This is a genomic window from Devosia sp. J2-20 (assembly GCF_055808475.1).
The window spans coordinates 156,235-169,888 of record NZ_CM147870.1; the positions used below are offsets into that span (position 1 = coordinate 156,235).

The window sequence follows — 13,654 nt, forward strand, 5'->3', positions numbered from 1 at the left end:
TCATGCCCAGCCTGCGTCTAGTCCTGATATTCGCCGCGATCTGGCTTGGTGCCGGCGCGCTGGGGCTTGGCTTCGCTGGCGCATTCGAGCCTGGCTGGCAGCAGATCAGCTTTGTTGCGGTGCTGTTGCTGATTGCTGTGGTGGCAAGTCTGGCGGTTGCGATCCGTGCCGACATGGCTGCAGCCAATACGCTGGCCGCCATTACCCGCGCGGCAGGTCTGGCAGAACGCGCGGGCGAGGTGCTGTCCATGGGCGAGATCGTTACTCGCCTGGGCACGCGTCTGGAGCGGGCACATCAGTTCAAGCTGGCAGTTTCGGCCATTCACCAGCCTCTGGTGGTGGTTGATGAAGGCGGGCAGATAGTGGTGGCCAGTCTGGGCATTACGCGGCTTGTTCGCGAAGCCGTCGAGGGGGCGTCACTCGATGCCCTGTTTGGCGAGGGCTATCTCAGTGCGGGTGGTGGCGCGCCCGAGCAAAGCCTGGTGCTGCTGGCCGATCAGCGTTTCGAGGTGCGGCGCCATCCCTATGCAGCGAAACGATTTTTACTTGAGTTTATTCCCGCGGGCACTTTTGTGCAGGACGATGATCTTGATGCCTTTGTTGGGGCGCTGGGCAGCGGCCAGACCGGCTTTCGATTCGAGGCCAAAGCCGTGGCTGCCAACCCGGCGCTGGCAGCGCTCAATGGTGGGCTGGCCGAACTTGATGGCGGGCTGCATCAGCTTGAAAGCCTGATCAGGGCGGGTGGCGAACTTCCTGACGCGCTGGATGGGCCCTTGGGCGCCCTGGCGCAGCAGATCGACGACTTCGCCCGTTCGATGGATGATCAGCTCGAGCAGGAACGCCAGACGCGGGTGCGGCTCGAGGCGAGGCTGGTGCAGATCGGGCAACTGGTCGAGCGGTTTGAGACGCGCATGGCCGCGATCAATGGTGCGGCGGCCGATAATCTCAGCGATGCCCGGGAAGCCAATGCGGCGCTCAAATCGGGCGGTGCGCAACTGCAGCGTGCGCGCACGATTGGCCACAATGCACAGAACCTGGTGGGCGCCGCCGATCAATCTGCCCAGCAGACCCATCTGGTGGTCAGCGAGGTCGACAGAATGACCAGCGAAATCGACAAGATGGTGCAGGCGATCGAGGACGTTTCCTTCCGCACGAACCTGCTGGCGCTCAATGCTGCGGTGGAGGCTGCGCGGGCTGGCGAGAAGGGCGCGGGGTTCGCTGTTGTTGCCGACGAAGTGCGCCAACTGGCCCAGCTGATCAACCGTTCGGCCAAGGATATCCGCGCCGTGGTCAGTCGAGGTCGTGTTCAGGCGGAAAATGGGGTCAATGAATCCAAGACCTTACAGAAAATGATTGCCGATCTTGAGGTCCATTTACGCAATCTAAGTAATGAAACCGACACTATTACAACGACCCTGAGCCTGGGCGAGACGGCGATGAGCCGATTGAGTGGGCGAATGGGGTCGTTCGGCGACGTCGCTACAGTCGAAACCCGACCGCAGCGACGCGCGAGCGCTTAGACAGGCGTCCAGCAGGGGCGTCTGGGGCAATTGGGGTAGTCTGTATGGAACAGGGGGAAATCTCCCTTAGCGAACGTGAATTCGCGCGGATCAAAGGCCGCGTGTATCAGGTCGCGGGAATATCGCTGAGTGATGCCAAGCGCACGCTGGTCATCTCACGCTTGTCCAAGATTGTGCGCGCGCTGGGTCTGCCCAGTTTTGACGCCTATATCGATTTTCTCGAGCGCAAGGGAACGGCCCAGGAAGGCCAGGAATTCGTCAATGCGCTGACCACGAACCTGACGCGCTTTTATCGCGAAGACCATCACTTCGATCATCTGCGCAAGCATATCGAGGCGCTGGTGGCATCCAAGCCACGTGGCAGCCGTCTGCGTATCTGGTCCGCCGGATGCTCGACCGGGCAGGAGCCCTATACGATCGGTATGGATCTGCTGGGGGCCTTTCCCGAGCTCAAGCGCTGGGACTTCAAGATACTGGCCACCGATATTGATACGGCCGTGATCGAGAAGGCCGCGCGAGGCATCTATCCCGAAAATGAACTCAACGGTCTGTCGCGTGAACGCGCCGCGCCGTTTGGCAAGCCGGGAGACGGGACCATCGTGATCCCCGCGGCGGTGCGCAATCTGGTGTCGTTCAAGCCGCTCAATCTGATCGGGCCTTGGCCGATGAAAGGGCCATTCGATGCCGTGTTCTGCCGCAATGTGGCGATCTATTTCGACAAGCCAACGCAGGGCGAAGTGTTCGGCCGGTTCAGCAAGCTGATGGCGCCCGAAGGCTATCTCTATATCGGCCACTCGGAAAATCTGGGCTCGGGTGGTGATGGGTTCCGTCTGGTTGGCAAGACCATCTACCAATCCAAACTGAAACTGAACAAGCAGGAAGCGGCATGAGCATCAAGGTCCTTGTCGTCGACGATTCGGCGCTAATCCGTGAAGTCCTGACGCGCATGCTGTCGCGTGACGGGGACATTGAGGTGGTGGACACCGCCACCGATCCCATTGATGCGCGCCAGAAGATCAAGGACCTCAATCCTGATGTCGTAACGCTCGATATTGAAATGCCCAATATGAACGGGCTGCAGTTTCTCGAAAAGCTGATGCGGTTGCGTCCGACACCGGTAATCATGGTGTCGACCCTGACCAAGAAGGGGGCCAGCGAGACCCTGCTGGCGCTTGAACTGGGCGCGGTCGATTTTGTGGCCAAGCCCAGTGCCGAGTTTGCTGGCGGTATCGAGGCGTTTGGTGTCGGTCTGCGCGAAAAGATCCGCGCCGCCGCCAAATCCGATGTTCGTGGTCGTTCAGCCAGCCGGGCCGAGCCGCCCAAGCTGGCCGTCAAAACGGCCGCGGCGCCAAATGGTGCGCTGATTGCCATTGGGGCATCGACCGGTGGCGTTGAGGCCATCCGTGCCGTTCTCTCGCAAATGCCTGCTGACTGTCCGCCAATCGTGATCGCCCAGCACATGCCGCCAGGCTTTACCGGTCGCTTTGCGGCGCGCCTGGATGAAGTATGCGCGATCAAGGTGATTGAAGCCGAAGACCGCATGCCTTTGCTGCCGGGCCATGCCTATGTGGCCAAGGGCGATTTCCACCTGCGGGTGGAGCGTTCCTCAGGCCAGCTCAAATGTCGCCTGACCCAGGACGAACTGACCTCGGGCCATCGCCCCAGTGTCGACATCCTGTTTGAGTCAGTGGCCAAGACCGTGGGCAATATGGCCGTCGGGGCCATCCTGACCGGTATGGGCCGCGATGGGGCGCGGGGGCTCAAGCTGATGCGCGATGCCGGCGCCTACACTGTTGGCCAGTCCAAAAGCTCGGCCCTGGTGTACGGAATGCCGCGAGTCGCGTTCGAAGAAGGGGCCGTCGTCGAGCAGGCGCCGGTCGAAGATATTGCGAGCCGTCTGGCTAACGCCTTGGTACGGCTCAAATCTGCAGCGTAAGGGCCAGGGTATACAATCACTCAATGCGGATTGAGAGATTTGTAACGCTTCTTGCCTAGTGTTTGATGCAAGCCCGGGGTTGGTATTTCCCCGGCACCAGGAAGGTGAATTCGAACATGCCTAAAGCCAGCGCAGTCAGTGTTCTCATCGTCGATGATCAGCAGTCCATGCGCGGTATCTGCAAGTACATCCTCACGCAGCTCGGCTTCAAAGACATCATTGAGGCCAAGAGTGGCCGTGATGCCTTGGGAAAGCTCGAAAAAGCCAATGTCGATCTGATCATTTCCGACTGGAACATGGAAGACATTGACGGGCTGACCCTGCTCAAGGTGATCCGCAAGCATCCGCGTACTCAGGGCATGCCATTCATCATGGCAACGGGCCGTTCCGACAAGGAGCAGGTCAAGGAAGCCATTACGTGTGGCGTGAACAATTATATCATCAAGCCATTCGACGCTTCGACCATGAAGAAGCGTATCGAGGCCGTGATCGGGGCACTGAGCTAGTTCAGCAGCCGCGCCTACTACAAGCCTGAAGTTGAGCCCCCGCCCCCCACAAGGGTCGGGGGCTCAACTGTTTTCGGCTGCTTCGCCGCGCGTAAGAAGTGGTTAATGGAGCAGGAGTATCGTTTCCACAGATCGGCCTGATCCGGTCTGGGGAGGACTGCCGCTATACCCGTCAATTGCCGATGGGGCCCGATGACGCGATTACGCGCCGGGCATGGCAGTCATTGAGGAAAGCTGGAGTGTTCAATGGGATTTCTGCCACAGTTGAAGATCGCCCAAAAGCTGCCACTGGCGCTGGTCGGGTCGGCCTTGTTGGTCAGCGTTGGCGTGGGGATCGCCAGTTACCTGATTGGATCGGCAACGGTCGATCAATTGTCGCGGCGGCAGATCGATACCATTGCCCGAAATTCAGCCTCCGAGCTTGAAGCCTATTTCAGCAGCATTGCCGAGGATCTGGTGATCACCGCGACCACTGAATCCACGCAGACGGTCCTGCGCGACTTTAACATCACCTGGGGTCAATTCCTGACGGCAAAGCCGCCACAGGAACCCAAAGATGCGCTGCAGATGGCCTACATCACCAACAACCCTGACCCGGAGCAGCGCGAACTGCTCGATGTCTCGCTCGAGACCAAGCGGACCAATTACGACTTTGCGCATTCCAAGGTGCACCCGGCATTCCGGCGCCAGCAGGATGCGCGTGGCTATGCCGACCTGATGCTGATCGATCCCGATGGCAATTTGATCTATTCGGTCAAGAAACGCGACGATTTCGCCACCAATCTGGCGAGCGGTGACGGCGCCGCGTCCGGTCTTGGTCGTGCTTACCAAGCTGCAGCTGCCATGACTGAAGCAGGGCAGGTAGCGTTTGTGGACTTCTCGCCCTATGCCGCGGCAGCCGGGGCACCGGAAAGCTTTGTGGCGACACCTGTTTTCAACAACCGCGACAAGCTGGTTGGGGTGCTGGCGGCGGCCCTGTCGACGGCCTCGGTTGACGCGATCATGGCCAAGTCTGATGGACTGGGTGAAACCGGCGAGAGCTTCTTTGTCGGTGCCGATTATCTGATGCGTTCGGATTCCCGTTTTTCCGATACGCCAGACGCCCTGATCACCAAGTTCGATAATCCCGTGATCACCACCGCGCTTGGCGGTACCGCAGCCAGCGGCGTGTCGAGCGATTATCGCGACATGAATTTGATCCTGACGGCTCAGCCGCTCAGTTTTGGTGGGGTAAACTGGGCCGTGGTGACGGCAATCGGCGAAGACGAGGCCTATGCCCCGATCACCGATATGCGCAACATGATGCTGGCCATTGGTGGCGGCCTGTTGGCTATTGCTGCCATTGCCGGGTACTTCTTTGCCCGCTCGGTCAGTGGCCCGATCAGCCGGCTGACTACGACCATGGAAACACTGGCCGAGGGTGATCTGGCCGCCGAGGTGCGCGGGGCAAACCGCACTGACGAAATTGGCGCGATGGCCCGCGCGGTCGAAGTGTTCCGCGAGAATGGTTTGAAAGTGGCGCAGATGACCGAGGCCGAAGCGGCCCAGATCGTGCGCAGTCAGGCCGAGCGCGCCGCCATGATGCAGGACTTGCAGCGCGCCTTTGGTGCGGTAGTCGATGCGGCCATTGCAGGTGACTTCAGCAAGCAGGTGGACGCTCAATTCCCCGATGATGAGCTCAATACGCTGGCTCGCTCGGTCAATAATCTGGTGGCCACGGTCAATCGTGGCGTTGGCGAAACCGGCGAAGTCCTCGCCGCCCTTGCCAATACCGATCTGACGCAGCGCATGACGGGTGATTATGAGGGGGCGTTTGCCAAACTCAAGGTCGACACTAATGCGGTGGCCGACAAGCTCACCGAAGTGGTGGGCCAGCTCAAGGATACCTCGCGGACGCTCAAGGCCGCCACGGGTGAAATCCTCAGTGGTGCCAACGATCTGAGCGAGCGAACAACCAAGCAGGCTGCCACGATTGAGGAAACCTCGGCGACCATGGAGCAGCTGGCAGCAACCGTGCTGGCCAATGCCGAGCGGGCCAGCGAGGCTTCCACAGTGGCGTCGAGCGTGACACGCACCGCCGAAGAGGGTGGTCAGGTGATGCACCAGGCCACGGAGGCCATGGCGCGCATCACCGATAGCTCGGCCAAGATCTCCAATATCATCGGCATGATCGACGACATCGCCTTCCAGACCAATCTGCTGGCGCTGAACGCCTCGGTGGAAGCAGCCCGTGCTGGTGACGCAGGCAAGGGATTTGCTGTGGTGGCCGTGGAAGTGCGGCGCCTGGCGCAGTCGGCGGCTTCGGCCTCGGCGGATGTAAAGGTGCTTGTCGAGCAGTCGGCGAACGAAGTGCAGGGCGGCTCGCGTCTGGTGGCCGATGCGGCGGTCAAGCTGGAGTCCATGCTCAGCGAAGCGCGGTCCTCCAATGCGCTGATGAACGGAATTGCCAAGGAAAGCCGCGAACAGGCCTCCTCGATTGACGAGGTCAATACAGCGGTCCGCACCATGGACGAGATGACCCAGCACAATGCGGCTCTGGTCGAGGAGATCAATGCTGCCATCGAGCAGACCGAAGCGCAGGCCACCGAACTGGACCGCATCGTGGACATTTTTGCCATTGATGAGGCATCGGCCAAACAGCACAGCCGGGCGCCAATGGCACCTGCGGCTCAGGCGACCCCGGGCAATGGTTTTGCCGAAGGCGCACGCGGGCTGCAGAACAAACTCAAATCGGTGGCCAAGTCATACCTGTCCAACGGCAGCGCTGCGGTGGACCGCGACTGGAATGAATTCTAGGGGCGCATAACTGGAGATCACGTAACGGGGCCCGCGGGCCCCGTTGTCATGACGGCCTTTGCAACCGGTTTCGGGCGGCAACCTGACGTTAAGAACCCTTGGCTTAACTTGTCTACCATACAAGTCGACGTGTTTTTTCGTCGGGGGAGCGAGACGTTTTATGAAAGCCATTTCCGGATTTTGGGGTAACATCAAGCTGACAACGGCGATTGCCGGGCTGGTGTTGATGAGCATCACGGTCACCATCGTGGCCTATTCGGTCAACGGCTATTTTGATCTGCGCAAGCAGTCGGTCAATCAGATGATCGCACAGCAGGACGCCAATTTGCAGGTAGCCGGCACGATCCTGGAAAAGCGCCTGTCCGGGTCGGTTGTCACCTGGGCCGAGGATGGCTCCATTGAGGCGTTCCAGACCTACAACATCCCGTTCTTCCATGACACTGGCGCCATCGACTCGGTGACGCGCATCACCGACGGTGAAGCCGTGATCTTCGGGCTCGACGCCGAGACCAATCAGTTCATCGCCAAGTCCACCAGCTTTGAAGCCGAAGACGGCTCGCGGGTGATTGATTTTGCGCTCGACACGAGTTCGCCCGAGCACGCAGCACTGGCGGCCGCTGAACCCTATTTCGGCACAGTGACGATGCAGGGTACCCGCTTCTTCGGCGCTTTCGAGCCTATCAGTAATCTCAAGGGCGATCTGCTGGGCGGTTTCTTTGTGGGCAGTGATGCAGCACTCGCCGAGGCCGCCGCCAATAGTGCCGTGCCCGGCATGGTGGTGATGGGGCTGGTCCTGATCGCGGTGATGGGCGCAATTTGCCTGGTGATCACACGCCTGCTGATGCGTCCGATTCCCCGAATCGCGGCAGCCATGGAATCCATTGCCGATGGCGATTTTGCTACCGAAGTGCCCTATGTCACCCGCGGCAATGAGCTGGGCGCCATGGCCCGTGCCGTTGAAGTGTTCCGGGCCAATGGCCTTCGGGTGAGCGAAATGACCGAGGCCGAGGCGGCACGGATCATCGCCGATCAGAAAGATCGTCAGGCGATGATGACCGAGTTGCAGTCCGCCTTCGGTCAGGTGGTTGATGCCGCCGTCGCCGGCGATTTCAGCAAGCAGGTGGAAGTCGAATTCCCTGATCCCGAACTGAACGGACTGGCGCGCAGCGTCAATTCGCTGGTCAAGACATTCAATCGTGGTGTGGTGGGCATTGGCCAGGTGCTGGGCGCATTGGCCAATACCGATCTGACCCACCGCATGGAAGGCGAGTATGAGGGCGCCTTTGCCACGCTGAAATCGGACGTCAACGCCGTTGCCGACAAGCTCAATGAAGTGGTTGGCCAGTTGCGCGAGACCTCGGGTACGCTCAAGACAGCGACCGGAGAAATCCTCAGTGGCGCCAATGATCTGAGCGAGCGCACCACCAAGCAGGCTGCCACAATCGAGGAAACCTCCGCCACTATGGAGCAGCTCGCGGCCACGGTTCTGGAAAACGCCCGCAAGGCCGATGAGGCCAGCCGCAAGTCGCAGACTGTTTCGCACACCGCTGAAGAGGGTGGTGCGGTGATGAGCCAGGCGACCGGCGCAATGGAAAAGATCACCAGCTCGTCGGGCAAGATTTCCAACATTATCGGCATGATCGACGACATTGCCTTCCAGACCAATCTGCTGGCGCTGAACGCCTCGGTGGAAGCGGCCCGTGCTGGCGACGCCGGCAAGGGTTTTGCCGTGGTGGCCGTTGAAGTGCGCCGTCTGGCGCAGTCTGCGGCCTCGGCTTCGGCTGATGTGAAGTTGCTGGTCGAACAGAGCGCCAGCGAGGTTTCTGGGGGAACCAAGCTGGTGGCCGATGCCGCTGGCAAGCTCGAGGCGATCCTTGAAGGCATTCGTGAGAACAGTCTGGTGATGGAAGGGATTGCACACGACAGCAAGGAACAGGCGTCTTCGATCGAGGAAGTCACTGTTGCCGTGCGGCAGATGGATGAGATGACGCAGCACAATGCGGCGCTGGTCGAGGAGATCAATGCCGCCATTGAGCAGACCGAAGCGCAGGCCGTCGAGCTTGACCGGATCGTTGACGTGTTCGCTGTTGGTGATGATGGCACCCGCCACGCGCGTGCGCCAGAACGCCATCGCGCGCCCGAGCGCCGTGTTGAAGCGACCCCGGTGCGGCAGAAGGCGGCGGCCAAAGCCTATCTCAGTCATGGCAGTGCGGCCATTGATCAGGACTGGAACGAGTTCTGATAGCACCCAGCAATCAAAAACGACTTCAAGGGCGCCCACTGGGCGCCCTTTGACGTTCACGCCAAGTCGATCTGCCGCGTGATGCAGACGTTGCGACGAAAGACCAAGATGAAAACAGCTCCAGGTACGACTGAATTGCGAAATGCAATCGTTTGCGGCGCGTTGTGGACAACGAACAGTTAATGCCTGTGTCGTATTTTGCGGTCTGAGGGTTTAATCTACGGGCGCTGTCGAGCGCCGTTTCAGCCCGGTCCGGGGGGATTTGACATGCGTAAATTTAGCCAGATTTTTGGCAATATCAAAATGACCACAGCAATTGCGGCGCTGGTCATCACATCCATCATTGGCTCGATTGCCGTTGTCTCGGGGGCGATCTATCTCAATCTTCATGCCCAATCGGTCGTCGACAGCGAATTGCAGCAGGATTCCAATCTGGCGGTTGCTTCGACAATTCTGGAGCGGCGCATTTCCGGCTCGGTGCTGAACTGGGCCGAGGACGGGACGATTGATGGCTTCCAGAGCTGGGCCATCCCGCCATTCTACGACAGTGAAATCATTGACTCGGTGACGCGTGTCACCAAGCAGGATGCCACCATTTATGTGCTGGATTCGGCCACCAACACCATGATCAGCAAGACCACCAGCCTGACTGCCCCTGACGGCGAGCGCGTCGCGGATATGGTGCTCGATGAAGGCAACCCGGCCTATGCGCCGCTGATGGCTGGCCAACGCTATGTCGGCGAACTGAGCGTCAACGGGGTCGAGTATTTCGGGGCTCTGCAGCCGATCGAGAAAATGAGCGGCGAAATCATGGGTGCCATCTTTGTTGGCACGCCAATGGCTGCGGTGCAGGCGACGGCAAATGGTGTGCTCACGCTGATCCTGATCGTGGGCGGTGCGGTTACCGTGGCGCTCAGCCTGGTGGGGCTTGTGGCCTCGCACCTGATCACCCGATCCATTCCACGCCTGGGCGGTTCGATGGATGCGATTGCCGAAGGCAATTTCGAGGTTGATGTTCCCTATACCGAGATGGGCAATGAAGTGGGCAACATGGCCCGCGCCGTCGAGGTGTTCCGCCAGAACGGGTTGCGCGTCAGCGAAATGACCGAGGCCGAGGCGGCCCGCATTATCGTGGACCAGGAAAACCGCCAGAAGATGATGAGCGAGCTGCAGGACGCCTTTGGCGTGGTGGTGGACGCCGCCGTCGCGGGCGATTTCACCAAGCAGGTCACCGTCGAATTCCCCGATCCGGAGCTGAATGGGCTGGCCTCGGGCGTCAACAATCTGGTGTCGACCTTCAATCGCGGTGTGGCGGAAATGGGCGAGGTGCTTGGCGCCATGGCCAATACCGACCTGACCGAACGGATGGAAGGCGACTATGAGGGCGCGTTTGCGACCCTCAAGACCAACATCAATGCTGTCGCTGACAAGCTGACCGAGGTGATCAGTCAGCTGCGTCATACATCGGGCTCGCTCAAGACGGCGACCGGCGAGATCCTGTCGGGTGCCAATGATCTGAGCGAACGCACCACCAAGCAGGCCGCAACAATCGAGGAAACCTCGGCTGCCATGGAACAGCTGGCGACCACTGTGCTCAAGAATGCTGATCGGGCCAAGGAAGCCAGCAGCAATGCGGCGCAGGTTACCCGTACCGCTGAAGAAGGCGGCGAGGTGATGGACAACGCGACGCTGGCCATGGAGCGGATCACCGAATCCTCGGGCAAGATCTCCAACATTATCGGCATGATCGACGACATCGCCTTCCAGACCAATCTGCTGGCCCTGAACGCCTCGGTTGAAGCGGCCCGCGCTGGTGATGCGGGCAAAGGCTTTGCCGTGGTGGCCGTGGAAGTGCGCCGTCTGGCGCAGTCGGCCGCCAGCGCATCGAGCGAAGTCAAAGTGCTCATCGAGCAGTCGGCGGACGAAGTCAGTTCCGGCTCAAGGCTGGTCAGCGATGCTGCCGGCAAGCTGCGCAGCATGCTTGAAGCGGCCCGTGGCAATAACAGCCTGCTGGAATCGATCTCCCATGACAGCCGTGAACAGGCTTCAGCGATCGAGGAAGTGACCACCGCGGTGCGGACCATGGACGAGATGACCCAGCACAATGCGGCACTCGTCGAGCAGACCAATGCGGCGATTGAGCAGACCGAGGCGCAGGCAACCGAGCTGGATCGCATCGTGGAGGTGTTTCAGATCGGACCCCTGCAGGGTCAGGGCGCGCAGCGCGAGCAGCAGGACGCGCGCGCCCTGCAGAACCGCCTGGTCTCTGCTTCTCCTCATCTGGGTACACACGGCAATGCCGCCCTGGCAGAGGACTGGGACGAAATCTGACCGCTCCAACGATTGCACGATGATCGTCCCCGTTATGCCTCAGGCATGGCGGGGATTTTCTTTGAGGCCAAGTCTTTCGGAATTATTTGTTTGTTGCCAGCACGATAGAGCGCTGCTTGCGCGCGCTGGCCGTATTAAACACTCAGTTAATCGGGACCTGATAATTTTGCACATTAATTAGGCGCGACACTTGAGTGCAGCGCGCAGGTATTAGGGCAAATGGTATGATCAAGCGCGTTGGCCAATTCTTTGGCAATATCAAGTTGACCACCATGATCGCCGCTTTGGTGATTTCAGCGATTATCGTTTCGGTGTCGGTTGTTTCGGCGGCGATATACATCAATCTGAGCGCGTCGACCAATGATACGGCGATGGCGCAGCAGATCACCAATCTTAAGGCGGCGGCAACCATTCTTGAGGGCAGTCTGCCGGGCGCAGAAGTGCAATGGGCCGAGAACGGCGATCTTGCCGGGATCCAGACCTGGAGCATGCCGCGCCGCTTTATCGATAACGGGCTGGTGGATTCCATCGCCCGGGTGACAGGCGAGGCCGCCACGATCTTTGGCTGGGATGAAACCGAGCAGGATTTCATCCGCATGACCACGACCATTGAAGATGCCGCTGGCGAGCGCATTCTGGGTACGCCGCTGGGCAAGGATGGTGCTGTCTATAAATCGATGATGGAAGGCGTCACCTATTTCGGCGAGGCTTCGATTGTCGGGCGCCCCTATTTTACCGCCTATCAGCCGATCCTTGATCAGGGTGGCGTGGTTTCGGGCATCCTGTTTGTTGGTATCGACAAGGCTGCGGTTGAAGCGGTGATCTACGATACGCTCAACGTCTTGCTGGTGGTTGGCTTGGCCGCGCTGGTGGTGCTTGGCGCGATTGGCTACATGCTCTCGCGTCTGATGATGGCGCCGGTGCCACGCCTGGCAAAGACCATGAAAATTGTTGCCGATGGCGATTTCGCTGCCGAAGTCGCCTATGCCGACCGCGGCAATGAAATTGGTGAGATGGCCCGGGCCGTCGAGATCTTCCGTCAGAACGGTCTCAAGATGAGCGAAATGACTGAAGAAGAGCGGGCCGCCTCAGTGCGTCGCCGCGAAGAGCGGACGGACATGATGGTGGCGCTGCAGGCGGCGTTTGGCGAAGTGGTCGATGCCGCTATTGCGGGCGACTTTTCCAAGCGCGTGCATGCCCAGTTCCCCGATGAGGAGCTCAACTCGCTGGCGACCAGCGTTAACAGCCTGGTTGAGACAGTGGATCGCGGTATTGGCGAGACCGGCACAGTGCTTGGCGCCCTGGCCAATACGGACCTGACCAAGCGCATGACCGGCACCTATAACGGCGCCTTTGCGCGGTTGCAGACCGACACCAATGCGGTAAGCGAAAAACTCACCGAGGTGGTTGGCAATGCCAAGCAGATTTCGGGTGCGCTCAAGCAGGCCACGGGTGAAATCCTTTCGGGTATGAACGATCTGAGTGAGCGGACCACCAAGCAGGCCGCGACCATTGAGGAAACCTCGGCCGCCATGGAGCAATTGGCTGCGACGGTATCTGAAAATGCCCGGATGGCCGAAGACGCCAACAGCAAGGCACAGACAGTGTCAGGCAGTGCGACCCAGAGCGGCGAGACAATGGCTGAGGCCAATGCGGCCATGGAGCGGATCACCAATTCGTCGGCCAAGATCTCCAACATTATCGGCATGATCGACGACATCGCTTTCCAGACCAATCTGCTGGCGCTGAACGCCTCGGTGGAAGCGGCACGGGCTGGCGATGCCGGCAAGGGTTTTGCCGTGGTGGCCGTGGAAGTGCGTCGTCTGGCGCAGTCGGCCGCCAGCGCATCGGCCGACGTCAAGGCATTGGTGGAGCAGAGCGCCAGCGAGGTTTCCGGCGGCTCCAAGCTGGTGTCCAATGCGGCCAACCAGCTGACCGCCATGCTCGATGCTGTCAACGAGAACGCAGCGCTGATGCAGGCCATAGCCAAGGCCAGCCGCGATCAGGCTTCGGCCATTGACGAGGTGTCGGTTGCTGTGCGGACCATGGATGAAATGACTCAGCACAATGCGGCGCTGGTTGAGCAGACCAATGCGGCGATTGAGCAGACCGAGGCTCAGGCCAGTGAACTGGACCGGGTCGTGGATGTGTTCACCATCGTGGAGGGTACGGCGCGACCGGTGGCCCGCAAATCCAGGCCAGATACAGTGGCGCCGACGGGTATCGTGGACAAGGTCCGTTCGGCGGCGCAGTCCTATCTCAGCAATGGCAATGCGGCGATCGCCAAGGACTGGAACGAGTTCTGATTACCCTACATATCACT

Annotated in this window: 8 protein-coding genes; all 8 read left to right on the forward strand. The window is 60.0% G+C overall.

From position 1 onward, the window contains the following. Nucleotides 1-2 precede the first annotated feature (2 nt). Entirely contained in the window at nt 3-1,520 is a 1,518-nt protein-coding gene (locus AC0L37_RS00785; protein WP_282222257.1) for a methyl-accepting chemotaxis protein, read from the forward strand. A 44-nt stretch (nt 1,521-1,564) separates the two neighbouring features. Beyond that, complete coding sequence (locus AC0L37_RS00790) at nt 1,565-2,410, forward strand: CheR family methyltransferase (protein ID WP_282222256.1); 846 nt, start codon at nt 1,565-1,567, stop codon at nt 2,408-2,410. Continuing rightward, nucleotides 2,407-3,456 carry a protein-glutamate methylesterase/protein-glutamine glutaminase gene (locus AC0L37_RS00795; protein ID WP_212659783.1) on the forward strand — a complete coding sequence of 350 codons (1,050 nt, stop codon included), beginning with the start codon at nt 2,407-2,409 and terminating at the stop codon, nt 3,454-3,456. The genes AC0L37_RS00790 and AC0L37_RS00795 overlap by 4 nt, the downstream gene beginning before the upstream one ends. Before the next feature lie 116 nt (nt 3,457-3,572). Further along, a complete protein-coding gene (locus tag AC0L37_RS00800) occupies nt 3,573-3,962 on the forward strand; it encodes a response regulator (protein ID WP_212659782.1) in 390 nt (129 codons plus the stop codon). 246 nt (nt 3,963-4,208) lie between these two features. Next, a complete protein-coding gene (locus AC0L37_RS00805) occupies nt 4,209-6,758 on the forward strand; it encodes a methyl-accepting chemotaxis protein (protein ID WP_282222255.1) in 2,550 nt (849 codons plus the stop codon). Nucleotides 6,759-6,918: 160 nt separating this feature from the next. Further along, on the forward strand, nt 6,919-9,000 hold the full coding sequence (locus tag AC0L37_RS00810) for a methyl-accepting chemotaxis protein (RefSeq protein WP_282222254.1): 2,082 nt from the start codon (nt 6,919-6,921) through the stop codon (nt 8,998-9,000). Nucleotides 9,001-9,267: 267 nt separating this feature from the next. Further along, nucleotides 9,268-11,331 carry a methyl-accepting chemotaxis protein gene (locus tag AC0L37_RS00815; protein WP_282222253.1) on the forward strand — a complete coding sequence of 688 codons (2,064 nt, stop codon included), beginning with the start codon at nt 9,268-9,270 and terminating at the stop codon, nt 11,329-11,331. Between the two features lie 224 nt (nt 11,332-11,555). Further along, the gene (locus AC0L37_RS00820; RefSeq protein ID WP_282222252.1) at nt 11,556-13,637 is read left to right on the forward strand and encodes a methyl-accepting chemotaxis protein; all 2,082 of its coding nucleotides are present in this window, start codon (nt 11,556-11,558) and stop codon (nt 13,635-13,637) included. Nucleotides 13,638-13,654: the final 17 nt, after the last annotated feature.

Bases quoted from the DNA above. Each gene is read 5' to 3' on its own strand.
- AC0L37_RS00815 (WP_282222253.1), top strand. From the start codon at position 9,268: ATGCGTAAATTTAGCCAGATTTTTGGCAATATCAAAATGACCACAGCA.
- AC0L37_RS00795 (WP_212659783.1), top strand. From the start codon at position 2,407: ATGAGCATCAAGGTCCTTGTCGTCGACGATTCGGCGCTAATCCGTGAA.
- AC0L37_RS00800 (WP_212659782.1), top strand. From the start codon at position 3,573: ATGCCTAAAGCCAGCGCAGTCAGTGTTCTCATCGTCGATGATCAGCAG.
- AC0L37_RS00785 (WP_282222257.1), top strand. From the start codon at position 3: ATGCCCAGCCTGCGTCTAGTCCTGATATTCGCCGCGATCTGGCTTGGT.
- AC0L37_RS00810 (WP_282222254.1), top strand. From the start codon at position 6,919: ATGAAAGCCATTTCCGGATTTTGGGGTAACATCAAGCTGACAACGGCG.
- AC0L37_RS00805 (WP_282222255.1), top strand. From the start codon at position 4,209: ATGGGATTTCTGCCACAGTTGAAGATCGCCCAAAAGCTGCCACTGGCG.
- AC0L37_RS00790 (WP_282222256.1), top strand. From the start codon at position 1,565: ATGGAACAGGGGGAAATCTCCCTTAGCGAACGTGAATTCGCGCGGATC.
- AC0L37_RS00820 (WP_282222252.1), top strand. From the start codon at position 11,556: ATGATCAAGCGCGTTGGCCAATTCTTTGGCAATATCAAGTTGACCACC.